This is a genomic window from Massilia pseudoviolaceinigra (genome assembly GCF_030846505.1).
GTDB lineage: Bacteria > Pseudomonadota > Gammaproteobacteria > Burkholderiales > Burkholderiaceae_D > Telluria_A > Telluria_A violaceinigra.
On the sequence record NZ_JAVCWL010000001.1, the window covers coordinates 71,343 to 93,619 of the forward strand.

Sequence of the window (22,277 nt, forward strand, 5' to 3'; positions counted from 1 at the left end):
GCAGCGCGCCTCGCCGCCGCATGCTCCCCAGCGTGCGGCGGCCGATGTGGATATTCGTACCAGTAGAATAAAACAAGGGAATCAATAATGAGTGATGCAAAACAATTCGACGTGGTCGTCATCGGCGCCGGCCCTGGCGGCTACATCGCCGCCATCCGCGCGGCGCAACTCGGTTTCAAGGTTGCCTGTATCGATGAATGGGCCAACGCCAAGGGCGGTCCCGCTCCCGGTGGCACCTGCACCAACGTCGGCTGCATTCCATCGAAAGCGCTGCTGCAGTCGTCCGAGCACTACGAACACGCCGGCCATGCGTTCGCCGAGCACGGCATCGATTTCGCCGGCCTGTCGCTGAACCTGCCGCAGATGTTGAAGCGCAAGGAAACCGTCGTCAAGCAGAACAACGACGGCATCCTGTTCCTGTTCAAGAAAAACAAGATCACCTTCTTCCACGGCCGCGGTGCGTTCACCGGCGCCGCTGAAGGCGGTTACCAGGTCAGCGTCACCGGCGCCAATGCCGACACGCTCTCGGCCAAGCACGTCGTCATCGCGACCGGTTCCAACGCGCGCGAATTGCCGGGCGCACCGTTCGACGAGAAACTGATCCTGTCGAACAGCGGCGCGCTGACTATCAGCTCCGTGCCGTCCACCCTCGGCGTGATCGGCGCCGGCGTGATCGGTCTGGAAATGGGCAGCGTCTGGCGCCGCCTCGGCGCCAAGGTCACGGTGCTGGAAGGTTTGCCGACATTCCTGGGCGCGGTCGACGAGCAGATCGCCAAGGAAGCGCACAAGCTGTTTACCAAGCAGGGCCTGGAAATCAACCTGGGCGTGAAGATCAGCAAAGTCACCGCCGGCGAGAACAGCGTCACCGTCGATTACGCCAACGCCGCCGGCGAAGCGCAGAGCGCCGTGTTCGACAAGCTGATCATCTCGATCGGCCGCGTGCCGAACACCATTGGTCTGGGTGCCGAAGCGGTTGGCCTGAAGCTCGACGAGCGTGGCTTCATCGCCGTCGACGACGACTGCAAGACCAACCTGCCGAACGTGTGGGCGGTGGGTGACGTGGTGCGCGGCCCGATGCTGGCGCACAAGGCCGAGGAAGAAGGCGTTGCCGTGGCCGAGCGTATCGCCGGCCAGCATGGCCACACCAACTTCAACACGATTCCGTGGGTGATCTACACCTCGCCGGAAATCGCGTGGGTCGGCCAGAACGAGCAGCAGCTCAAAGCGGCCGGCGTGGCCTACAAGGCAGGCACTTTCCCGTTCATGGCCAATGGCCGTGCGCGCGCGCTGGGCGATACGTCCGGCATGGTCAAGTTCCTGGCCGATGCCACCACCGATGAAATCCTCGGCGTGCATATCGTCGGCCCGATGGCGTCCGAACTGATTTCGGAAGCCGTCGTCGCGATGGAATTCCGCGCGTCGGCCGAAGACATCGCGCGCATCTGCCACGCCCACCCATCGCTGTCCGAAGCGACCAAGGAAGCCGCGCTCGCCGTCGACAAGCGGTCGCTGAACTTCTAAATCCGTACCCCGCCGGGCGCGCCAGTTTGTCCATTGGCCCGCCCGGCTTTCTGCATTGCCTCCCCTGATGAATGTCCAAGAGTTCTACCAGCACGCCTTATCCCAACGCGGCTTTACCTCGGACGCGGCCCAGCAGCGCGCCGTCGACCGCCTGCAGCGCGCCTATGAGGAATGGGTCGAATTCCGTTCGCAGCGTTCGTCCACCTTCAAGCGCCTGATCAACCGTCCGGACGTGCCGCGCGGGGTCTATCTGTGGGGTGGGGTAGGGCGCGGCAAGTCGTTTTTGATGGACAGCTTTTACTCGGTGGTGCCGGTGGTACGCAAGACGCGCCTGCACTTCCACGAATTCATGCGCGGCGTGCACCGCGAGCTCGATGAGCTCAAGGGCGTGGCCGATCCGCTCGACGAAGTGGCGCGCCGCATCGCCAAGAAATACCGCCTGATCTGCTTCGATGAATTCCACGTGTCGGATATCGCCGACGCCATGATTTTGTATAATCTGCTGACCGCCCTGTTCAACAACGGCGTGTCGTTCATCATGACGTCGAACTACGATCCCGACCTGCTGTACCCGGACGGCCTGCATCGCGACCGCATGCTGCCGACCATCGCCCTGCTCAAGGACAAGCTCGATGTGATGAACGTCGATGCCGGCATCGATTACCGCAAGCGTGCGCTGGAACAGGTCGAAAGCTACTACACGCCGCTCAACGCCGCGTCCGACGAGGCGCTGCGCACGGCCTACGCGCGCATCGCCGAGACGGCCGACGAAGACCCGCGCATCCGCATCGAGGAGCGCGAAATCCGCGCCCTGCGCCATGCGGGCGGCATCATCTGGTTCGATTTCGCCACCCTGTGCGGCGGGCCGCGTTCGCAGAACGATTACCTGGAAATCGCCAGCCGCTTCCACACTGTGGTGCTGTCGGGGATACCGGCCATGTCGGCCGCCCAGTCGTCCGAGGCGCGCCGGTTTACGTGGCTCATTGACGTCTTTTACGACCACAAGGTTAAACTGCTGATGTCGGCCGCCGTGGCGCCGGAAGAGCTGTACACGCAAGGGACGCTGTCGAACGAGTTTCACCGCACCGTCTCGCGTATTATTGAAATGCAGTCGCGCGAGTACATGGATGCGGAGCGCCGCGGCGCCGCCGACTCCCTCTCGTGACAGCCTACAGGACAAAGAACATGAACAACTTCGCTTTTCCCCTGATCCGCGGCGCGGCGCTGGCGTTGCTGGCCGCTGGCCTGGGCGCCTGTTCCAACAGCCTGCTGCCGACTTCCATGGCGCCGGTGGTGCCCGCCACGGTGTCGCTGGAGCAGGCCGAACTCAAACTGGAGCAGGTGCGCACCCAGCGCGCCGCCACCGAAGCGCGCTATGCCAACAGCGAAGTGACCTGCTACGAGCGCTTTTTCGTCAATGACTGCCTGGATGAGGCGCGCGAATACCGGCGCGTGACGCTCTCTTACCTGAACGCGGTGGAGGATGAGGCCAAGCATTTCCAGCGCAAGGCGTCGGCCGATGCGCGCGATGTGGCGGTCGCCGAATCGGTGCGCGCGGCGGAAGCGGAAGAAGCGCGCCTGGCGGCCAATCCGACGCCGACACGGGTGCAAGCGCCGCCCAAGGTGAAGGGGGAATCGAAAAAGCCGACGCTGGAAGCGCGCAAGGCGGCGCAGGCGGCCAAGCTGGCGCGCATCGCGCAGCAGGAGCAGGCGGGCGCGACGGAGCGCGCGGCCAATGCCGAAGCGTTCGCGCAGAAGCGCATCGATTCGGAAAAGCGTCAACTCAAGGTGGAAGAGAAGAAAGCGGCCAGCGCGAAGAAGGCGGAGAAGGCGGCGAAAGATGCCGAAGCGGCTGCGCAGCCGAAGGAAGTGAAGATCTCCAAATGACTGGTCAGGCGTCATTCACGCCTCTCCAGCGCTAACCTCGAATCCGTCGTTTCTGGCACTGCCAGAAACGACGAGCTGGCGGGAACGGCGAGCTGGCGGAACGCGCAAACTGCCTCAGACCGCCCGGCGCATCCGTTCGACCGTGTAATTCGGCACTTCCTTGGGTGGCTTGACCAGTTTCACGATCGCCATGGTGCAATTGCCGCCCTTGCCCTGGGCCCGTTCCACCGCCTTGTTGATCAGCAGTTCCGACGCCTGGCGCGGCGTGTTCTTGCTCGTCACGGCGCCCAGTTCACTGTCCGTGAAGAAGTGCCACAGCCCGTCCGACGCCAGCAGAAAGGCGTCGCCCGCGGCCAGGTTTTCGTGGAAGCCTACGGCCACGAACGGCTCCTTGCGGCTGTTGCCCAGCACATTGACCAGCAGCTTGGAATGACGGTGATTCTTGGCCGCTTCCAGCGGCAGCTTGTCGGTGCCGACCAGGTGCTCGACGTAGGGCAGGTCGCCGGTGCGCACCGCGCACTCGGCCCGGGTAAAGCGGTACAGGCGCGAATCGCCCACATGCGCCCACACCGCCGTGCCCTTGGGCGTGATCACCAGCCCGACGAAGGTCGTATGCGCCTCGGTCTTGCTGGTGAGCGCATTGAGATTGAGAACCGTGTGGGTTTCAAGCACGATCTCGCGCAGCAATGTCTGCAGGCGCTCGATGCTGGGATCGTCGCCCGGCTTGAAATTGTCGAATTGCTGCTTGGCCGTCAGCAGCACCTGGTCGGACGCGGTGGCGCCGCCGGATACGCCATCGGCCAGCACCGCCATCATGTAGCCGGGCGCGCGTGCCCCCGTGAACAGGGCGGTGCGGTCGGTCTGCTCTGGCCTGTTACCGATATGCTGCGCGGTTCCGGCCTCGATCTTGTAGTCATTCATATGCTTGGGGTAAAAGTCCTGGCTGCGTTACCATACGACTCTCTCGGCTGTCGTATTCGATATTATTGGCTGCAACGGCGCCGTAGATTAAACTATGCACTGAGTCGCCACCTTGTTGCAAGCGGATACATTTTTCTGTGCGACAAAAATTGTTTCCGATTGTATGCGTTTTTGGGCAGCAGTTGATGAAATTTTTGAAATGAACTTGTCTGGAATGCCACACATGAACGATGCCCACACTATCCAGCGCCGCCTGATCGAACTCGATGTGGAACATCGCGACCTGGATGCGGTCATAGATATGTTGACCCTGGACGGGCACCACGACCAGTTGCAGCTGCGCCGGCTCAAAAAGCGCAAGTTGCAACTGAAAGACCATATTACCCTGTTGAAAATGCAATTGGTGCCTGATGTCCCGGCCTGATCCGTCTTCGCTTCACTGAAATGCCACCTTGACCGACCCTTTACTCGCGCCCGGGGCGCTACGCGACGCGCTTCCTTCCGCCGCCGACGGCGACGATGCGCCGCCCGCCGGCAAACACGATGCCGAAGTCGACCGCCTGTTCAGCGCGGGCGGCCCGCTCGCGCCCTCCGTCGGCAGCTTCAGCCCGCGCCGCTCGCAGACCGAAATGGCCAAGTCGATCGCCCAGGCCATCGCCGACCAGAGCACCCTGATCGCCGAGGCCGGCACGGGCACCGGAAAAACCTTCGCCTACCTGGTCCCGGCGCTGCTGTGGGGCGGCAAGACCATCATTTCGACCGGCACCAAGAACTTGCAGGATCAGTTGTTCCTGCGCGACATCCCGACCGTGCGCGCCGCGCTCAAGGCGCCGGTGTCGGTGGCGCTGCTCAAGGGCCGCTCGAACTACGTCTGCCATTACCACCTCGAACGCACCCTGCAGAACGGGCGCATGACCTCGCGCGACGATGTCGGCAACCTGCGCGAAATCTCGCGCTTCATCAAGATGACGACGTCCGGCGACAAGGCCGAACTGTCCAAGGTGCCCGAAAACGCCCTGATCTGGAACCTGGTCACGTCCACGCGCGACACCTGCATGGGCGCCGAGTGCCAGTATTACCAGGATTGCTTCGTGATGAAGGCGCGCCGTGAAGCCCAGCAGGCCGACGTGGTGGTGGTCAACCATCACCTGTTCTTCGCCGACGTGGCGCTGAAAGATACCGGCGTGGCCGAGCTGCTGCCGTCGGCCAACACCATCATCTTCGACGAAGCGCACCAGTTGCCCGACACGGCCACCTTGTTCTTCGGCCAGACCGTGTCGACCTCGCAAATCCTGGAACTGTGCCGCGACGTGCTGGCCGAGGGCCTGGCGCACGCGCGCGGCGGCCCGGACTGGGCCAAGGTGGTGACGGTGGTCGAAAAGGCGGCGCGCGACCTGCGCCTGACTTTTCCGCAAGACATCATGCGCCTGTCCCTGGCGCAGATCATGCCGTCGTCCGAGTTTTTTCCGGCGCTTAACACGCTCAAGGAAAAGCTGGCCGAGATGATCGATGTGCTCGAAGACCAGGCCGCGCGCGCCGAAACCATCGAGCAGGTGCGGGTGCGCGCGGTCGAGCTGGCCTCCGCGCTGGACGCCTGGAAGCAGGATGGCAAGGGTAAGGTGGTCGAAGGCGACCAGGCGGTGCTGTGGGTGGAGGCGTTTTCGTCCTCGCTGCAACTGCACAAGACGCCGCTGTCGATCGCGCCGATCTTCAACAACCAGCGCGAAGGCACGCCGCGCAGCTGGATCTTTACCTCGGCCACGCTGGCGGTCAAGAACGACTTCAAGCATTTCTCGAACCAGATGGGCTTGACCGGGGAGCCGGCCAAGACCTGGCCGAGCCCGTTCAACTACGAGCAGCAGGGCTTGCTGTACGTGCCGAACGGCTTGCCGGAACCGAATTCCTTCGGCTATACCGATGCCGTCATCGATTGCGCGCTGCCGGTGATCGAGGCGGCCGGCGGGCGCACCTTTTTCTTGTGCACCACGATCCGCGCGGTCAAGCAGGTGTCCGAGCGCCTGCGCGACGAGTTCGCCAAGCGCGGGCTCGACTTTCCGCTGTTCGTCCAGGGCGAGCGTGGCCGCACCGAATTGCTCGATTCCTTCCGCAAGGCCGGCAACGGCGTGCTGGTGGGTTCGCAAAGTTTCTGGGAAGGCGTGGATGTGCGCGGCGATGCGCTGTCGCTGGTGATCATCGACAAGCTGCCGTTCGCGCCGCCCGACGACCCGGTGCTGGCCGCGCGCATCGACGTGATGGAAAAGCAGGGCTTGAACGGCTTCATGCACCATACCCTGCCCGAGGCCATCATCAACCTCAAGCAGGGAGCAGGGCGCCTGATCCGCGACGAGACCGACCGCGGCGTGCTGATGATCTGCGATCCGCGCCTCATTTCCAAGTCGTACGGCAAGCGCGTGTGGCAGAGCCTGCCGTCATTCAAGCGCACCCGCCTGCAGGAAGATGTGATCGCCTTTTTTAAACCGCCTCAAGAAACCCAGGACTAAGCCATGACCGTGCTGCGCTCGCTGTTACTTTCCGCCTTGATGGGCGCCACCGTGGCCGCTGGCGCCGTGGACCAGGCTGCGGCCCAGATCAAGGCCCAGGTCCCCGCGCCGCCGCCTCTGGCCGCTGAGGCGAAAATATCCGCCAATCCGGCCGCGCAGCTGGCCCAGCTGGCCGAACGCTATTACGAGGAGCAGGCGCGCTACGAACCGGTCAACGCCACCTTCGCCGGCGACAACCGCTTCGACGATCTGCTGCCGATGACCATCGTGCCATCGGTGCGGGCGCGCCAGTTCGCCATGCTGCACGAGGTGCGCGACGAGCTGGCCCGGATCGACCGCAGCAAGCTGACGGCGCTCGACCTGACCACCTACGACATCCTCGGTTTCGAGGTCAACAACCTGCTGCGCTTCGAGTCGCTCAAGGATTACCTGCTGCCGATGAACCAGATGGACAGCCTGCCCGTGCTGCTGGCCAATTTCGGCGCCGGCGACGGCTCGCAGCCGCTGGCCACCGTGGCCCATTACCAGGCTTACCTCAAGCGCATCACGGCGCTGCCGCAGTGGACCGACGCGGCCATTGCCAACATGCGCGCCGGCATCAAGCAGGGCGTGGTGCAGCCCAAGGCATTGGTGCAGGCGCTGCTGCCGCAGATCAAGGCGCTGGCCGCCGCGACGGTCGACACCAGCCAGTACGCCGCGCCGGTGCGCGCGCTGCCGGCATCGTTCAGCAAGGGCGAAAAGGCGCGCATGACGGGCGCCTACCGCGAAGCGGTGCGGGTGCAGGTGCTGCCGTCGCTGCGCAAGCTGGCCGCCTTTCTGGAAACGGAATACCTGCCGGCCGCGCGCGAAACCGCCGGCTGGGGCAGCCTGCCGGACGGCGGCAACTGGTACCGCGCCTGGGTGGCGGCGCAAACCACGAGCGCGCTGGCGCCGGAAGAAATCCACCGCATCGGGCTGGCCGAGATGACCCGCATCAACGCCGAATTCACCAAGCTGGCGCCCAAGCTGGGCTACACGGGGGCCCCGGCCGGCTTGCCGCGCTGGCTGACGCAGCAACCCAAGTACCGGCCGTTCAAGACCGAGGAAGACGTGCTGCAGGCTTACCGGGCGCTGAATGCGCGCATCCTGCCGATGCTGCCGCGCCTGTTTGCGACCCTGCCCAAGGCGCCGCTGGAAATCCGCGCCGAGCCGGCCCTGTCGCGCGATACCGCGTCCGACCATTACACGGCTGCGGCGGCGGATGGCTCGCGTCCGGGCATTTTCTGGGCCGTGATTCCCGATCCGACCAAATACGCCAGCACGCGCATGACGTCCCTGTTCCTGCACGAAGGCCATCCCGGCCACCATTTCCAGTTGTCCAAGCAGCAGGAATTGCCAATTCCAAAGTTCCGTAAGTTCGGCGGCAACAATGCCTATATCGAAGGCTGGGCCCTGTACGCCGAATCGCTGGGCAAGGAAATGGGCTTGTATGAAGACCCGAACGCCTATGCCGGCCACCTGATGCTCGACATGATGCGCGCGGCCCGGCTGGTGGTCGATACCGGCCTGCACGCCAAGGGCTGGACGCGCGAGCAGACCATCCGTTTCCTGGTCGATGAAGCCGGCAGCACCGAAGACGATGCGCGCAACGCGACCGAACGCTACATGGCGTGGCCGGGGCAGGCGCTGGGCTACAAGGTGGGGGCGCTGAAGATCATGGAACTGCGCCAGCGCGCGCAGGCGGCGCTGGGGGACAAGTTCAGCCTGGCCAAGTTCCACGATGCGGTGCTGGCCGACGGCACCTTGCCGCTGGCGCTGCTGGAAACCAGGATGAATGGCTGGATCGCGCAGCAGGCCAAGTAGAGGCGGCTTGGCCGCCCGGCAGCTCAGGCGTCCGGCACGATCACCACCTTGCCGGTGACCTTGCGCGCAGCCATGTCGTTCAGTGCCTGGGCCGTCTGTTCCAGCGGGTAGCGGCCTGATATGCGCGGCCGGATCTTGCCTTCGGCCAGCCATCCCATCAGTTCGCGCATGGCCGCCATGTTGGCCTTCGGTTCGCGCTTGGCGAACTCGCCCCAGAACACGCCCATCAGCGAGGCACCCTTGAGCAGGGTCAGGTTGAGCGGCAGCTTGGGGATGTCGCCGTTGGCAAATCCCACCACCAGGTAGCGCCCGCGCCAGCCGATCGACCGGAAGGCCGGCTCGGCGTAGATGCCGCCCACCGGATCGTAGATGACGTCCGGCCCCTTGCCGTCGGTGGCGGCCTTGATCGCTTCGCGCAAATCCTCGTTGCTGTAGTTGATGGTGGCGTCGGCGCCATGCTCGCGGCACACCGCCAGTTTGTCGTCGGTGGAGGCGGCCGCGATCACGCGCGCGCCCAGCGCCTTGCCGATTTCAATGGCGGCCAGGCCGACGCCGCCGGCCGCGCCCAGCACCAGCATGGTTTCGCCCGCCTGGAGGGCGGCGCGGTCGACCACCGCGTGGTGCGAGGTGCCGTAGGTGAGCGTGATGGCGGCGGCGGTGTCGAAATCCATGCCGGGCGGCATCGGCATGACAGCCTGGGCCGGCACCACGATCTGCTGCGCGAACGCGCCCTGGGCGGTAAATGCGATCACCCGGTCGCCCAGCTTGACGTTAGTGACTCCCTGGCCCAGCGCGCTGACCACGCCCGACAGTTCGCTGCCGGGGGTAAATGGCAGCTCGGGCTTGAACTGGTACTTGCCCTGGATGATCAGCACGTCCGGGAAGTTGACCCCGGCCGCCTTCACGTCGAGCAGCACCTGGCCGGGTCCGGCCACCGGGGCGGCCACTTGTTCCACTACCAGGCTGTCGGGCAGCCCCCACGCTTTGCAAACCACGGCTTTCATTGGTGTCTCCGATGAGTGTTATTAAAAAATAGTACGACCGTTTGATTTTTTATTATGCCTCAATTCCGTGCTGCCGGGTTGGCGGCGGATGGCTGAAACGCGCCGGGCCCGGCCGCGCCACTCAGCGGTTTGCGCGTGCGCAAAGCCACCTCGGCCGCGCTTGTTAAAGTCGACAGCGCGAGCGCATCAGTGGGACCACCGGAGAGGGAGGCTGACATGGCAATCCGTTATGGCTGTTTCTTTAGTTACGCCCACGGTCGCCGCGATGGACTGATGAACCAGTTCAAGATCGCCCTGTCGGACGCCATCCGCTGCTATCTGGAACCGTATTTTGACAATGAGGACGAGCTGTTCATTGATACGGAACAGCTCGGCGGCGGCGACGATATCGACCGCCGCATCGCCCGCGCCATGTGCGAGAGCGTCACCATGATCCTGATCTACTCGCCCAAGTACGAGGCCCACGGGTACACGCGGCGCGAGTTCGCGGCCATGCAGCAGATCGAGGCCGAGCGAAGTCGGTGGTACACCATGCCCAGCCACCTGATTATTCCCGTGATTATGACCATGCACCCGGCCCGCCTGCCGCCCCAGATTGCCGGTTCCAACTTTTACGTGGATTTTTCGCATTTCACGATGGCAACGGGCGACCTGAAATCGCACCCGGAGTTCCTGCCCGATATCAAAAAGATCGTGAACAGGATTGTCATCCAGTATGAGTACCTAAAAAAGTACACCCCTGTCGGCCATGATTGCAACCAATTCGTGCTTCCCGATGTCCCACCCGTGTGGCGCGATCTGCCGGATCTGACTTTTCCGAAAAAATAAGAGGAGCAACATGGAAATCAAACGCATTACCCTGCCGCCGCTGGCCGGCCCCGGTGACGTGACGACGTTCTATTCGTTCGAGAGCGGCTCGGCGCGCAGCATGGCCCTGTCGACCATGGCGCTGCTGCTGGCCGGACGGCAAAACGCGACCGTGCCGGTGCTGATGATCGACTTCGACACCGCCGCGCCGGGCCTGCACCATTATTTCGGGCGCGCCGGCGAACGGCCCGGCCTGCTTGAATATTTCCAGGCTTGCCGCGATCACCTGCGCCTGTTCGGGCGCGGCGCCGCGGCGCGCGACGATGCCGCGCTGGCGCGCCAGGTGCTCGAGGCGGTCGACTGGGAACCGTTCCTCGAACGGGTCGACCAGAGCCGCCCGCTGTACCTGATGCGCGCCGGCCGCTTCGACGACAGTTACGGCGAGCGCGCCGACCAGTTCGACTGGGATGGCTTGTTCGAGGCTTGTCCGGCGCTGTTCCGTTGCTTCGCCGACTACATGGCGCAGCGTTTCGCCCACGTGCTGGTCGATGCGCGCAGCGGGCGCTCGGCCGCCGTGAGCATCTGCACCACCTTGCTGCCGCGCCGGCTGGTGGCCGTGTTCACGCCCAACCAGGGCAGCCTGGACGGGCTGTCGGGGGTGGTCACGCGCGCCATCGATTACCGCTGCAGCCACGAGGATGAACAGCGCCCGCTGCTGGTCTATCCGCTGCCCTCGTCGATCGACAGTGCCGACCTCCAGCGCCGCCTGCTGTGGCGACGCGGCGACCCGCAGCGCGCGCTGGCCGGCTACCAGAGCGTGATCGAGCAGTTGCTGCGCCAGTGTTACGGCGTCGCGCGCATCTCGCTCGACAGCTACTTCGATGAAATCCAGTTGCAGCAAATCCATGCGGTGGCCGGTGGCGAACCGCTGGCGGCGGGCGCCGAACGCGATTGCGACCGCTTTTCGCCGGCGCGCACTTTTTCGACCTTGCTCGACTGGATGAGCGGCAATTATTTCCCTTGGCAATCGCACGCTGAGGTGCGCCTGTGCGCCAGCATCAGCGCCGCCCGCGAGCGCCTGGGGCGAGGCATCACCACGGCGCTGTCGCTGCCGCTGGCGCACGACCTGCACCAGCTCGGCCTGCTGTACCGCGGCAACGGGCGCGTCGACGACGCCATTGCCTGCTTTGAAGAAAGCACCAGCCTGCGCCAGCGCCTGCTCGGCGACGAGCATGCCGACACCCGCGCCACCCGGGCCCTGCTGGCGGTGCTGCTGCGCCAGCAGGGCCGCACGGCCGAGGCGCGCCTGTTGCAGGAGTTGCTCGTCGACGATTGCGCGCGCCTGCTCGGGACCGACCATCCGGACACCCTGGCCGCGCGCGCCGCGCTGGCCGCGACGCTGGCCCAGGCCGGCGAATTCGCGCGCGCGCTGGGCTTGCACGAACAGATCATCGAGGCCAGCGAACGCGTGCTCGGCTGCGGCCACTTGCACACCCTCGACCGCCTGGCGGGGCAAGCCCAGACCCTGGCCCGCCATGGCGAGCTCAGCCGCGCGCGCATGGTCTACGAACGGGTGCTGGAAGGGCGCGAGCGCCTGCTCGGCAGCGAGCACGAGGACAGCTTGCGCTGTACCCAGCAACTGGCGGCTCTGCTGCTGGAACTGGGCGACCTGGGCAATGCGCGCAAGCTGCAGGAAGGCGTGGCCGGCGCGCGCGAACGCAACGCCGGGCCCGACCATCCAGCCACGATGCAGGCGCGCGAGCTGCTGGCCGAGATCATGGCTGCCCAGAGCGATCTGGGCGGGGTGCGCGGGATGCTCGAACTGCTGGCCAAAAGCCGCGAGCGCTGCCTCGGGGCCGACCATCCCGACACCATCACCAGCCAGACCCGGCTGGCCTCGACCCTGAGCGAGCAGGGCGACCTGGACGCGGCCCGGCGCCTGCAGCAAAAGCTGGTCGACGTGCACGAGCAGGCGCACGGCAGCGATGACGCGCACACCCGCGACATCAAGATGGCGCTGGCGTCCACGCTCTCGCGCCAGGGGCATAGCGTGGACGCGCGCAAGCTGGCCGACAGCGTGCAGCAGGGCAGCGTGCGGCGCAGCGGCATCCTCGACGCGCCCGACAGCGGCGACAGCCTCGGCCACAAGCTGGCCCAGCTGCAGGAATTGATCGATCAGCGCTGCGAGCGCGAGGCGCGCGCGCTGGCCGACAGCCTGCGCAAAAGCGTGCTTCGGCGCAATGTGCCGGCGCTGCTGCGCCTGCGCGGGGTGGCCCTGATCAAGCAGGTTTATCAGCGCAACAACGACAAGGATGCGCTGCTCGCGTTTGCCCAGGACGAGGTCTCGGCGCTGCAGCAGGCGCTCACCGACGCCGTTGGCGGGCGCCCGGTCAGCGCCCAGTAAGGCCATCTGGCGCGCCTGGCGCACAATTTGTTGGGCGCGGGCCAGCGTGGCGCTCATTGCATCAGGTAAAATCGGTGCATGAGAATTCTTATCAGCAATGACGACGGCTATCTCGCCCCCGGCATCCAGGCCCTGGCCGAGGCGCTCGCCGCGGTGGCCGAGATCGTCGTGGTGGCGCCCGACAGCAACCGTTCCGGCGCGTCCAATTCGCTCTCGCTAGACCGCCCGCTGTCGGTGCAAAAGGCGGCCAACGGCTTTTACTTCGTCAACGGCACCCCGACCGACTGCGTCCACATCGCCCTGACCGGCATGCTTGACTACCGGCCCGACCTGGTTGTATCCGGCATCAACAATGGCCAGAACATGGGCGACGACACCCTGTATTCGGGCACCGTGGCGGCCGCGACCGAAGGTTATCTGTTCGGCATTCCGGCGATCGCCTTTTCCCAGGTGGCGCACGGCTGGGAGCACATCGATGGCGCCGCCCGCCTGGCGCGCGACATCGTGCTGCGCCGCTTCGACGAATTGCCGGCGCCGTATTTACTCAACGTAAATATTCCCAACCTGCCCTATGAAGCCTTGACCACGGTGCGCGCGACCCGGCTGGGCCGGCGTCACCAGGCCGAACCGGTCATCCGCGGGCTCGATCCGCGCGGACGCGAAATTTTCTGGATCGGCCCGCCGGGCGCCACGCGCGACGCCGGCGAGGGCACCGATTTCCATGCCACCGCCCAGGGCGAGGTCTCGGTCACCCCGCTGCAGGTCGACCTGACCCATCGCGACCAGCTGGCGCTGCTCTCGCGCGGCCTGGCATGAGCGACAAGCCGGACAAACGCAGCACCTTTCCGCTGCCGCTGTCGTCGGTGACGGGCGATGCGCGCAAGGGTCCGGCCTTCGCGCCCGCCAGGGTGGCAACGCCCAGGGTTGTTAATCCGCAAGTTGCGACCCCGAGAGTCGCCACGCCCCAGACCGCGACCCGGAATGCCGCCAGGAACGGGGTGCAGCCGAACGGTCCCAGTCCCTACGTGGCGCGGGTAGTGGCATCGCCCTCGAAGTCGCACAGCGACGCCCTGCTGCGCGCCCAGCCGCTGCCGGTGACGCCGCCGCGGCCCGACATGGGCGTGTCGGACGCGATCCGGCGCGCCATGGTGGCGCGGGTGGCGCGCCAGGGCGTCAAGGATACGGTGGTGCTGGGCGCGCTCGAAACCGTGCAGCGCCACCGGTTCATCGAGCCGGCCCTGTCGGCCCAGGCCTATATCGATGCTTCCTTGCCGATCGGCCACAACCAGACCATTTCCCGTCCCTACATCGTGGCGCGCATGCTCGAAGTGCTGCGCAACGGCGGCCCCTTGAACCGCGTGCTGGAGATCGGCACCGGTTGCGGCTACCAGGCGGCGGTGCTCTCGTGCATCGCCAAGGATGTGTATTCGGTCGAGCGGATTCGTCAATTGCACGAGCTGGCCAAGACCAATCTGCGGCACCTGCGCATCGTGAATCTGCGCTTGCACTACGGAGATGGTATGCTAGGTTTGCCCCAAGCTGCCCCATTCGACGGTATCATTCTGGCTGCGGCCGGTCTGGAGGTGCCGCAGGCTCTGCTCGATCAGCTCAGCGTGGGTGGCCGCCTGGTCGCCCCGGTGGGTGCGCAGGTCCAGCACCTGCAACTGATCACCCGTACCGGCAAGGCCGAATGGATGAGCGAAACCCTGGAAGGCTGCCACTTCGTGCCCTTGCGCCCGGGCACCGTTTAAGCGTTCGCCCGGCCTGCGCCCATGGTGCGCGCCCCAGCTTAACAGAACACGACACACATAACATGAGAATGAAATACACAAGCCATCTTCCCCTGCTGCTCCTTACGATCGGCCTGCTCAGCGCCTGTCATACCGCTCCCCGCCGTCCCGTGCCCGTGGTCGACCGCCTGCCGGCCGGCGACATCCGCGCCCCGCGCGCCACCGACGACGCTAAGGACGAGCGCGGCATGTACACGGTCAAGCGGGGCGATACCCTGATCCGCATCGCCCTCGATCACGGCCAGAATTACCGCGACCTGGTGGCCTGGAACAACCTGGCCAATCCGAACGACATCAAGGTCGACCAGGTGCTGCGCGTGATGCCTCCGGACAGCGTAGTGATCAGCAAGATCGACATGCCGCCGTCGGAACCGAAAAAGCCGACGCCGCCGCCGGTCGCGGACGTGGTCAAAAAGACCTCGCCGCGCGCCGACAAGCGTCCCTACAGCGACAGCGCGCTGGCCGAGCTGCAAAAAAACGAGGGCGGCGCCGCCAGGCCGGACCCGAAGCCGGCCGAGAAACCCGAGCGCGTCGCGCCGCCGCCGGCCGTCGCCGTCGCGCCGCTGCCCGCGGTCACGCCGGGCAGCACCGTGACCGCCACCGACGACGAAAAGCTGAGCTGGATGTGGCCGTCGGACGGCAAGATCGTCGCTACCTTCGACGAAGGCAAGAACAAGGGAATCGATATCGCCGGCAAGGCGGGCCAGCAAGTCATGGCCGCCGGCGCCGGAAAAGTCATGTACGCGGGCAGTGGCATCCGCGGTTATGGTAATCTGGTGATTGTGAAGCACAGCAACAGCCTGCTGTCCGCCTATGCCCATAACCGCAGCATCGTGGTCAAGGAAGGGCAGAGCGTCAACAAGGGCCAGATCATTGCCGAAATGGGCGATTCGGATGCCGATTCGGTCAAGCTGCACTTCGAGATCCGCCAGCAGGGCAAGCCGGTCGATCCTTCGCGTTTCCTGCCTAACCGCTGACGAACTGCCGCGCAATTGATCCGATACCGGCCCGTGGACCCTATGACGCATTCGAGCTACCAGCAAGGCGACGATCCGGTTCCCGATGAGTTCTCGGACGACCCGGCCGACGCCGACGCCGACCCGGATATCGACCCGGATATCGACCCGGATGCGGAGCCCGCCCTTGGCGCCGATGCCGTACCGGTGGCCGGCGCCGTGCTCGAAAGCGTCGACGAACTGAAAAAAGTGCTGGCGGCCGAGCTCTCGACCGATACCACCCAGCACTACCTGAACCAGATCGGCACCCGTGCGCTCCTCACGGCGCCCCAGGAAGTGCACTACGCCACCCTGGCCAAGGCGGGCGACTTTCCCGCGCGCCAGACCATGATCGAACACAACCTGCGGCTGGTGGTGTCGATCGCCAAGCATTACATCAACCGCGGGGTGGTGCTGCTCGACATGATCGAGGAAGGCAACATCGGCCTGATGCGCGCCATCGACAAGTTCGAGCCGGAGCGCGGTTTCCGCTTTTCCACCTACGCCACCTGGTGGATCCGCCAGAGCATCGAGCGCGCCATCATGAACCAGGCGCGCACGGTGCGCCTGCCGGTGCACATGGTGCGCGAGCTGAACCAGATCCTGCGCGCCAAGTACCACCTTGAAGCCCAGCACCACAACGGCAAGGATGCCAGCGCCGAAGACATCGCCCACCTGGTCGGGCGCCCGGTCGAGGAAGTCCAGGATATCCTTGCCCTGTCCGAGCACGCCACCTCGCTCGACGCCCCGCTCGACAACGATCCGCAGTCGAGCCTGATGGACATGCTGCCCGGCGACGCCGACGACAGTCCCGACGCCCGCGCCGAACACCACGAAATGACGGTGCTGGTGCGCGACTGGCTCACGCGCTTGCCGGACAAGCAGCGCATCGTCATCATGCGCCGTTTCGGGCTCGACAACGACGATCCGGCCACCCTCGAAACCCTGGCCGACGAGATGGGCGTCACGCGCGAGCGGGTGCGCCAGATCCAGCAGGAAGCGCTAGTCAAACTGAAACGGGCGATGGCCGCCCGTGGCGTGGTGCGCGATTCCTTGCTATGATGCGCGCGGGCTGACACGGCTGCGCGCCACTCCTCCTTTTCCCTTTTAATCCTTCTGTACACGCCTCGCGCGTGTTTTTCGCCATGCACGACACCATTCTCGACATCAAATCCCTGGACATGGACGCCCGCGGCGTCGGCCACCTCGCCAACGAGGACGGTTCGCCGGGCAAGGTCATCTTCGTCGAGGGCGCCTTGCCGGGCGAAAAGGTCAGCTTTCATACCTTCAAGAAGAAGAAAAACTGGGAAGCGGCGCGCATGACGGTGCTGCACAAGCCGTCGTCGATGCGGGTCGAACCGAAATGCCCGCATTTCGATAATTGCGGTGGCTGCTCGATGCAGCACCTGGAGCCCTCGGCCCAGGTGGCGATGAAGCAGCGCGTGCTGGAAGATAATCTGTGGCATATCGGCAAGGTCAAGCCGGGCAATGTGATGCGCCCGATGTACGGCCCGACCTGGGGCTACCGCTACCGCGCGCGCCTGTCGGTGCGCCATGTTGCCAAAAAAGATACGGTGCTGGTGGGGTTTCACGAAAAGCGCTCGGCGTTTGTCGCCGACATGAGCGACTGCAAGATCCTGCCGCCGCACGTGGCCGCCATGCTGCTGCCGCTGCGCGCGCTGGTGGGCGCCTTGTCGATCGTCGACCAGATGCCGCAGATCGAAATCGCGGTCGGCGAGGAAACCACGGCCATGGTGCTGCGCATTATGGCGCCGCTCACTGGCGCCGATGAAACGGTGCTCAAAAGTTTTGCCGACCAGTGGAACATCCAGTGGTGGCTGCAAACCAAGGGTCCGGAAACGGCCGCGCCGTTCTATCCACTGGGCAAGGAACTGTATTACACCCTGCCCGAGTTCGGCGTGAAGATGCCGTTCAAGCCGGTCGATTTTACCCAGGTCAACCACCACATCAACCGGGTGCTGGTCGGAAAAGCGCTCAATCTGCTGGAGGTGCAGCCGAGCGACCGCGTGGCCGACCTGTTCTGCGGCCTGGGTAACTTCACCTTGCCGCTGGCCACGCAGGGCAGGGAAGTGGTCGGCATCGAAGGCAGCACCACCCTGACCGAGCGCGCGCTGTCGAATGCGCGCGCCAACGGGCTGTCGGAGAAAACCAGCTTTTCGACCCGCAACCTGTTCGAGGTGACGGCCGAAGACCTGGTCGCGCTCGGCAAATTCGACCGCATGCTGATCGACCCGCCGCGCGACGGCGCCATGGCGCTGGTGCAAGCCCTGGCCGCCCTGCGCCTGAGCCATCCGGAGATGATGCCCAAGCGCATCGTGTACGTCTCGTGCAGTCCGTCCACCCTGGCGCGCGATGCCGGCATCCTGACCCACGAGGCGGGCTACCAGCTGAGCAAGGCGGGCGTGGTCAATATGTTCCCGCACACCTCGCACGTGGAATCGATGGCCGTGTTCGACCTGGTGTAGCGGCCAGGCAGGCAGGGGTGGCGCCGTTTGGTATAATAAGAATCATTCTCATTTCCGGCAGCGCGCCGCCGTGCGGCCCGCTGTTGCGGTGGCCCTCATGCAGCGCGGGCCGGAACGACCATTCTTCCAGCCGCCCGCCATCGTGTTCGAACGCTATCACCTCGAATTGCTCAATTTCCTGCATCGCCTCCTTGGCGACCGCCACGCCGCCGCCGACCTGGCGCAGGAGAGCTTCGTGCGCGTGCTGGTGCTCCAGCAATCGGGGCGCGCGGTCGCCAATGCACGCGCGCTGCTGTACCGCACGGCGCGCAATCTCGTCATCGACAGCCACCGGCGCGCAGGCGTGCGCGGCCATGATGGGCTCGACCTCGTTGCCGAGCACGCCGGCCCGCGCCATCTCCAGCCCGACGAAGCACTGGCCTCGGTGCAATCCGTGCAAGCCTACGTGCAGGCGATCGAGGACTTGCCGCCGCGCTGCCGCGAAGCCTTCATCCTGCATGTGTTCGACGAACTGACGCACAGGCAGATCGCCGAACGCATGGGCATCTCTGCCAGCATGGTGGAAAAGCATATCGTGCGCGGCATGCTGGCGTGCCGCGCCTGCGAGCGGAGCGAGGCGGCATGACGGCGGCCGACGAGCGCATCGCGCAAGAAGCGGCGGCCTGGGCGTTGCGCCTCGGCGCGGGGAAGGCTGGCGCCGGCCCGGCCGGACTCGATGCCTGGCTGGCCGCCGATCCGCGCCACGGCGCGGCGCTGGACGCCATGCGCACCACCTTGCGCAGCGTGCGCGCGCTTCCCCGGCCTGCGGTGGCCGGCTTGCGCGGCGCGCTGGCGGCGGCCGCGCCCGCGCCCCCGTTCATGCCGCGCCGCGGCCGCCTGCTGCAGGCCGGCTGTGCGATGCTGACCCTGCTTGTGGCGGGCGGCGCCTGGCTGGGCTGGGACCATGAGCGGCGCCAACCGACTTTCGCCGCCTCGTACGCCACCGCGCGCGGGCAGCAGCTCACGCAGGCGCTGCCCGACGGCAGCACGGTCACGCTCGACACGGCCACCCGCATCGAGGTGCGGCTGTACCGCGACCGGCGCGATGTCTTCCTGCACGACGGCCAGGCGCTGTTTGCCGTGCGCGCCGAGCCGGCGCGCCCCTTCCATGTCAGCGCCGGCACGGCCCGCGTGACCGTCCTCGGCACCCGCTTCGCGGTGCGCCACACGCGCGCCGGCTTGCAGCCGGATGTGGCGCTGGTGGCGGTGGAAGAAGGGCGGGTGCGGGTGCGCGCGGGCGCCGCCGAGGAGGCCGAGCTTGGCGCCGGCCAGGCCATCAGCGCCGCCGGCGACGGCCGCCTGGGCGCACCGGCCAGCATGGCGCCGCAAGCGCTCGCCCCCTGGCGCCAGGGCAGGATCAGTTTCAACAATACCCCGCTGGCGCAGGCGCTGGCCGAATTCGAGCGCTACGGCCATACCGGCCTGGTGGTACGCGATCCGGCCGTGGCCGCGATGCGCGTGGGCGGCAGCTACACGGTGCGGCAATTGCCCGCCTTTGCCGCCGCCTTGCCCGCCATCCTGCCGGTGCGGCTGGTGGTGCGCGCCGGCCACACCGAAATCGTGGCGCTAAAAAAATGAGAATAATTCTCATTCCGACCTGAGGATTCGCTGCGCTGCTGCGTCTTCCACCACAGAACCTTCTTTTTCAACATCTGTCCGTGGAGTCTGCCTCATGCGCAAAGCGCGTTTTACCCCTCTTCCATTCGCCTTCGCGACCCTGCTGTCGGCGGCCGCCGTGGCGGCGCCAGCCCAGCCGCCAGCGGCCGCGCCCGTGCTGCAGCTCGATGTAGCCAGCCGGCCGCTTGGCGAGGCCCTCAACGACCTGGCGCGCCAGGCCAATTTGCAGCTCAGCTTTTCGCCGGCCCTGGTCGGCGGCAAGACTGCGCCCGCCGTGACCGGTAACTACACGGCGCAGCAGGCGCTCGACCGCTTGCTGCAAGGCAGCGGCCTGGCGGGCAAGGTGGAGCAGGGGGCGGTGGTGATCCGGCCCGCGCCCGGCGCGCCGGAGCGGGTGGTGATGCGGGAGTTGACGGTCACGGCCGCTCCGCTGGCCGCCCCGGCCCAGGCGCGCGAGCGGGGCTACCGGGTGCGCCGCTCGGCCGCCTCGGGTTTCCGCGAGCAGGCCGTGCTCGACACGCCGTACTCCGTGAGCGCGTTTCCGGCAGAACTGATCCAGGACCAGCAAGCCAGGTCGCTCGCCGATGTGGTCAAGAACGATCCCTCGGTCACCCTGGCGTCGGACCCGATGTGGTTCGACCGGGTCATGGTGCGCGGCTTTTACCTGAGCGTCGACGCGGTCAAGCGCGATGGCTTGACGATCAACGACCAGGGCTCGATCGCGCTCCAGAACAAGGCCGCGGTGGAGATATCGAAGGGCTTGTCGGCCTTGCGCCATGGCCTGACCTCGCCCGGCGGCGTGGTCAATTACATCGTCAAGCGCCCGGGCGCGGACAGCCTGTCCAGGCTGACGCTGTCGGCCAACGATGATGGCGCGCTGGGTGCCCACGTCGACCTGGGGCGGCGTTTCGGCCAGGACCAGCAGTTCGGGCTGCGCATCAATGCCGCCGCCGACAAGCTCGCTAACCATGTGCCGGGATACCGGGGCGACAAGCAGTTTCTCAGTGGCGCCTTCGAATGGCAGGCCAGCGACGCGCTGCTGCTCGAAGTTGACGTCGAGCATCAGCGTTCCGAAAAACAAGGGCCTGGTTCGCCGAACATTCAGTGGTGGAACACCCTGGCCGAGGCGCGCGCCGCTTTTTCCGGGCTCGATGCGCGCAGCTATGCGGCCCAGGACTGGGCGGTCGAACCGAACCGGCAAACCTACCTCGGCGCGCGCGCCAGCTATCAGCTGGGCGAGCAATGGAAGCTGAGCCTGGCCGGCCACCACGCCAGGCTGGCGCGCGACCAGCGCTCGATCAACCCGCGCGCCATGCGCCCGAACGGCGACTATGATGCCAGCCTGTACTTCAGCCCCGGGCAGGAGCGCAACAATACCAGCGTGCAACTGGTGCTCGAAGGCGACGTGCGCAGCGGTCCGCTGGCGCACGCGCTGGCCTTCGGTACCGATGCGGTGCGGCGCGACATGCGCTACGGGGATGGCTTTTCGGGCCTGATCGGGCAGGGCAATCTGTTCGCGCCGCGACCCATCGCCGATCCGGCCCGCGTGGTGGGCGCGGCCTACCTGGCCAACCGGGCCGACCAGCGCGCCCTGTTCGCCACCGACACCATCAGCCTGGGCGCCCGCTGGCAGGTATTCGGCGGCCTGCGCCACACCCGCATCGCCATTCATGGCGGCGACGCGACGGGCGTGCTGCGCAAGACGTACGACAAGGCCGCGACCACCCCGGCGCTGGGACTGCTGTTCAAGCCGGTGCCCGGGACCTCGCTGTATGCCAGTTATGCCGAAGGCCTGGAGCAGGGCGGCACTGCTCCGCTCGGCAGCAGCAACCAGAACCAGGTGATGAATCCGATCGACAGCCGCCAGATCGAACTGGGCGCCAAGACGGAGATCGGCGAGGCCTTGCTCACCGGCGCGCTGTTCCGGATCGACAAGGGGCTTGAATATACCAATGCCGCCAAGCTGTACGTGCAGGATGGCAGCCAGCTGCACCAGGGTGTGGAAGTGACGCTGGGCGGGCCGTTGACGCGCAAGCTGCGCCTGCTCGCGGGCGCGGCCTGGCTCAAGGCGCGGGTGGACGAGACGGCCAACTTCAGCCTGATCGGCAAACGGCCGCAGGGCGTGCCGGCATGGCAGGCCAACCTGTTCGCCGATTACGCGCTGGCGGCGCTGGCGCCGGGGCTCTCGCTGAGCGGCGGTATGTACTACAGCGGCAAGAAGGCGGTCGACCTGCACAATACCTGGCTGGCCAGCGGCTACGTGCGTCTCGATGCCGGCCTGCGCTACGAACAGGCGCTGGCATCGGGCCAGCGCCTGGTGTACCGCCTCACGGTCGAGAACCTGGCCGACAAGCGCTACCTGGCCAATACCAATGGCGGCGCCCTGACCTTCGGCGCGCCGCGCAGCGCCAAGGCATCGCTGGCCATCGATTTCTGAGCCGCGGCTACCCTCCCTGCAGTTTT

The 22,277-nt window shown here is 66.0% G+C and carries 18 protein-coding genes; 16 read left to right on the plus strand and 2 right to left on the minus strand.

The features are described 5' to 3' along the window. Positions 1–87: 87 nt before the first annotated feature. The 3 genes from lpdA (at position 88) to RBA40_RS00380 (ending at position 3,408) form a co-directional block, all read left to right on the plus strand. Positions 88–1,521 (plus strand): dihydrolipoyl dehydrogenase, encoded by a 1,434-nt coding sequence (lpdA, locus tag RBA40_RS00370; RefSeq protein ID WP_306645050.1) that lies wholly within the window; start codon positions 88–90, stop codon positions 1,519–1,521. 67 nt (positions 1,522–1,588) lie between these two features. After that, entirely contained in the window at positions 1,589–2,686 is a 1,098-nt protein-coding gene (gene zapE / locus RBA40_RS00375; protein ID WP_306645051.1) for a cell division protein ZapE, read from the plus strand. 20 nt (positions 2,687–2,706) lie between these two features. Further along, on the plus strand, positions 2,707–3,408 hold the full coding sequence (locus RBA40_RS00380) for a hypothetical protein (protein ID WP_306645052.1): 702 nt from the start codon (positions 2,707–2,709) through the stop codon (positions 3,406–3,408). Positions 3,409–3,522: 114 nt separating this feature from the next. Here the strand turns inward: RBA40_RS00380 and RBA40_RS00385 are convergent, their stop codons facing one another. Next, on the minus strand, positions 3,523–4,329 hold the full coding sequence (locus RBA40_RS00385) for a PP2C family protein-serine/threonine phosphatase (RefSeq protein WP_306645054.1): 807 nt from the start codon (positions 4,327–4,329) through the stop codon (positions 3,523–3,525). A gap of 223 nt (positions 4,330–4,552) precedes the next feature. On the opposite strand from RBA40_RS00385, the gene RBA40_RS00390 reads away from it, so the two are divergent. The 3 genes from RBA40_RS00390 to RBA40_RS00400 are packed head-to-tail and all read left to right on the plus strand — an operon-like array spanning position 4,553 to position 8,672. Beyond that, on the plus strand, positions 4,553–4,753 hold the full coding sequence (locus RBA40_RS00390) for a YdcH family protein (RefSeq protein WP_054263786.1): 201 nt from the start codon (positions 4,553–4,555) through the stop codon (positions 4,751–4,753). A 28-nt stretch (positions 4,754–4,781) separates the two neighbouring features. Next, positions 4,782–6,830, plus strand: coding sequence for a DNA repair helicase YoaA (gene yoaA, locus RBA40_RS00395; protein ID WP_374710444.1), 2,049 nt, complete (start codon positions 4,782–4,784; stop codon positions 6,828–6,830). Between the two features lie 3 nt (positions 6,831–6,833). Then, positions 6,834–8,672, plus strand: coding sequence for a DUF885 domain-containing protein (locus RBA40_RS00400; RefSeq protein WP_306645056.1), 1,839 nt, complete (start codon positions 6,834–6,836; stop codon positions 8,670–8,672). Between the two features lie 23 nt (positions 8,673–8,695). Here RBA40_RS00400 and RBA40_RS00405 read toward each other — a convergent pair whose 3' ends face one another. Beyond that, positions 8,696–9,676, minus strand: coding sequence for an NADPH:quinone oxidoreductase family protein (locus RBA40_RS00405; protein WP_306645058.1), 981 nt, complete (start codon positions 9,674–9,676; stop codon positions 8,696–8,698). A gap of 216 nt (positions 9,677–9,892) precedes the next feature. Here RBA40_RS00405 and RBA40_RS00410 point away from each other — a divergent pair, with 216 nt between their 5' ends. The 10 genes from RBA40_RS00410 (at position 9,893) to RBA40_RS00455 (ending at position 22,251) form a co-directional block, all read left to right on the plus strand. After that, a complete protein-coding gene (locus RBA40_RS00410) occupies positions 9,893–10,504 on the plus strand; it encodes a toll/interleukin-1 receptor domain-containing protein (protein WP_099876361.1) in 612 nt (203 codons plus the stop codon). Between the two features lie 10 nt (positions 10,505–10,514). Then, entirely contained in the window at positions 10,515–12,887 is a 2,373-nt protein-coding gene (locus RBA40_RS00415) for a tetratricopeptide repeat protein (RefSeq protein ID WP_306645060.1), read from the plus strand. A gap of 78 nt (positions 12,888–12,965) precedes the next feature. Further along, the gene (gene surE / locus RBA40_RS00420) at positions 12,966–13,703 is read left to right on the plus strand and encodes a 5'/3'-nucleotidase SurE (protein ID WP_306645061.1); all 738 of its coding nucleotides are present in this window, start codon (positions 12,966–12,968) and stop codon (positions 13,701–13,703) included. Next, positions 13,700–14,638 (plus strand): protein-L-isoaspartate(D-aspartate) O-methyltransferase, encoded by a 939-nt coding sequence (locus RBA40_RS00425; protein ID WP_306645063.1) that lies wholly within the window; start codon positions 13,700–13,702, stop codon positions 14,636–14,638. Before surE ends, RBA40_RS00425 begins: the two co-directional genes overlap by 4 nt. Before the next feature lie 68 nt (positions 14,639–14,706). Further along, complete coding sequence (locus RBA40_RS00430) at positions 14,707–15,654, plus strand: peptidoglycan DD-metalloendopeptidase family protein (RefSeq protein ID WP_306645064.1); 948 nt, start codon at positions 14,707–14,709, stop codon at positions 15,652–15,654. A gap of 42 nt (positions 15,655–15,696) precedes the next feature. Next, positions 15,697–16,734 carry an RNA polymerase sigma factor RpoS gene (gene rpoS / locus RBA40_RS00435; protein WP_306645066.1) on the plus strand — a complete coding sequence of 346 codons (1,038 nt, stop codon included), beginning with the start codon at positions 15,697–15,699 and terminating at the stop codon, positions 16,732–16,734. Positions 16,735–16,817: 83 nt separating this feature from the next. Then, on the plus strand, positions 16,818–18,158 hold the full coding sequence (gene rlmD, locus RBA40_RS00440; protein ID WP_306645068.1) for a 23S rRNA (uracil(1939)-C(5))-methyltransferase RlmD: 1,341 nt from the start codon (positions 16,818–16,820) through the stop codon (positions 18,156–18,158). Positions 18,159–18,255: 97 nt separating this feature from the next. Continuing rightward, entirely contained in the window at positions 18,256–18,783 is a 528-nt protein-coding gene (locus RBA40_RS00445) for an RNA polymerase sigma factor (RefSeq protein ID WP_306645069.1), read from the plus strand. Next, positions 18,780–19,775 carry a FecR family protein gene (locus tag RBA40_RS00450; protein ID WP_306645070.1) on the plus strand — a complete coding sequence of 332 codons (996 nt, stop codon included), beginning with the start codon at positions 18,780–18,782 and terminating at the stop codon, positions 19,773–19,775. The genes RBA40_RS00445 and RBA40_RS00450 overlap by 4 nt, the downstream gene beginning before the upstream one ends. 94 nt (positions 19,776–19,869) lie before the next feature. After that, positions 19,870–22,251 (plus strand): TonB-dependent receptor, encoded by a 2,382-nt coding sequence (locus RBA40_RS00455; RefSeq protein ID WP_306645072.1) that lies wholly within the window; start codon positions 19,870–19,872, stop codon positions 22,249–22,251. The last annotated feature ends 26 nt before the right edge of the window (positions 22,252–22,277 follow it).

What these genes read in the sequence shown, in the direction of transcription:
- lpdA (WP_306645050.1), top strand. Translation starts at nt 88, where the DNA reads ATGAGTGATGCAAAACAATTCGACGTGGTCGTCATCGGCGCCGGCCCT.
- zapE (WP_306645051.1), top strand. Translation starts at nt 1,589, where the DNA reads ATGAATGTCCAAGAGTTCTACCAGCACGCCTTATCCCAACGCGGCTTT.
- RBA40_RS00380 (WP_306645052.1), top strand. Translation starts at nt 2,707, where the DNA reads ATGAACAACTTCGCTTTTCCCCTGATCCGCGGCGCGGCGCTGGCGTTG.
- RBA40_RS00385 (WP_306645054.1), bottom strand. Translation starts at nt 4,329, where the DNA reads ATGAATGACTACAAGATCGAGGCCGGAACCGCGCAGCATATCGGTAAC.
- RBA40_RS00390 (WP_054263786.1), top strand. Translation starts at nt 4,553, where the DNA reads ATGAACGATGCCCACACTATCCAGCGCCGCCTGATCGAACTCGATGTG.
- RBA40_RS00400 (WP_306645056.1), top strand. Translation starts at nt 6,834, where the DNA reads ATGACCGTGCTGCGCTCGCTGTTACTTTCCGCCTTGATGGGCGCCACC.
- RBA40_RS00405 (WP_306645058.1), bottom strand. Translation starts at nt 9,676, where the DNA reads ATGAAAGCCGTGGTTTGCAAAGCGTGGGGGCTGCCCGACAGCCTGGTA.
- RBA40_RS00410 (WP_099876361.1), top strand. Translation starts at nt 9,893, where the DNA reads ATGGCAATCCGTTATGGCTGTTTCTTTAGTTACGCCCACGGTCGCCGC.
- RBA40_RS00415 (WP_306645060.1), top strand. Translation starts at nt 10,515, where the DNA reads ATGGAAATCAAACGCATTACCCTGCCGCCGCTGGCCGGCCCCGGTGAC.
- surE (WP_306645061.1), top strand. Translation starts at nt 12,966, where the DNA reads ATGAGAATTCTTATCAGCAATGACGACGGCTATCTCGCCCCCGGCATC.
- RBA40_RS00425 (WP_306645063.1), top strand. Translation starts at nt 13,700, where the DNA reads ATGAGCGACAAGCCGGACAAACGCAGCACCTTTCCGCTGCCGCTGTCG.
- RBA40_RS00430 (WP_306645064.1), top strand. Translation starts at nt 14,707, where the DNA reads ATGAAATACACAAGCCATCTTCCCCTGCTGCTCCTTACGATCGGCCTG.
- rpoS (WP_306645066.1), top strand. Translation starts at nt 15,697, where the DNA reads ATGACGCATTCGAGCTACCAGCAAGGCGACGATCCGGTTCCCGATGAG.
- rlmD (WP_306645068.1), top strand. Translation starts at nt 16,818, where the DNA reads ATGCACGACACCATTCTCGACATCAAATCCCTGGACATGGACGCCCGC.
- RBA40_RS00445 (WP_306645069.1), top strand. Translation starts at nt 18,256, where the DNA reads ATGCAGCGCGGGCCGGAACGACCATTCTTCCAGCCGCCCGCCATCGTG.
- RBA40_RS00450 (WP_306645070.1), top strand. Translation starts at nt 18,780, where the DNA reads ATGACGGCGGCCGACGAGCGCATCGCGCAAGAAGCGGCGGCCTGGGCG.
- RBA40_RS00455 (WP_306645072.1), top strand. Translation starts at nt 19,870, where the DNA reads ATGCGCAAAGCGCGTTTTACCCCTCTTCCATTCGCCTTCGCGACCCTG.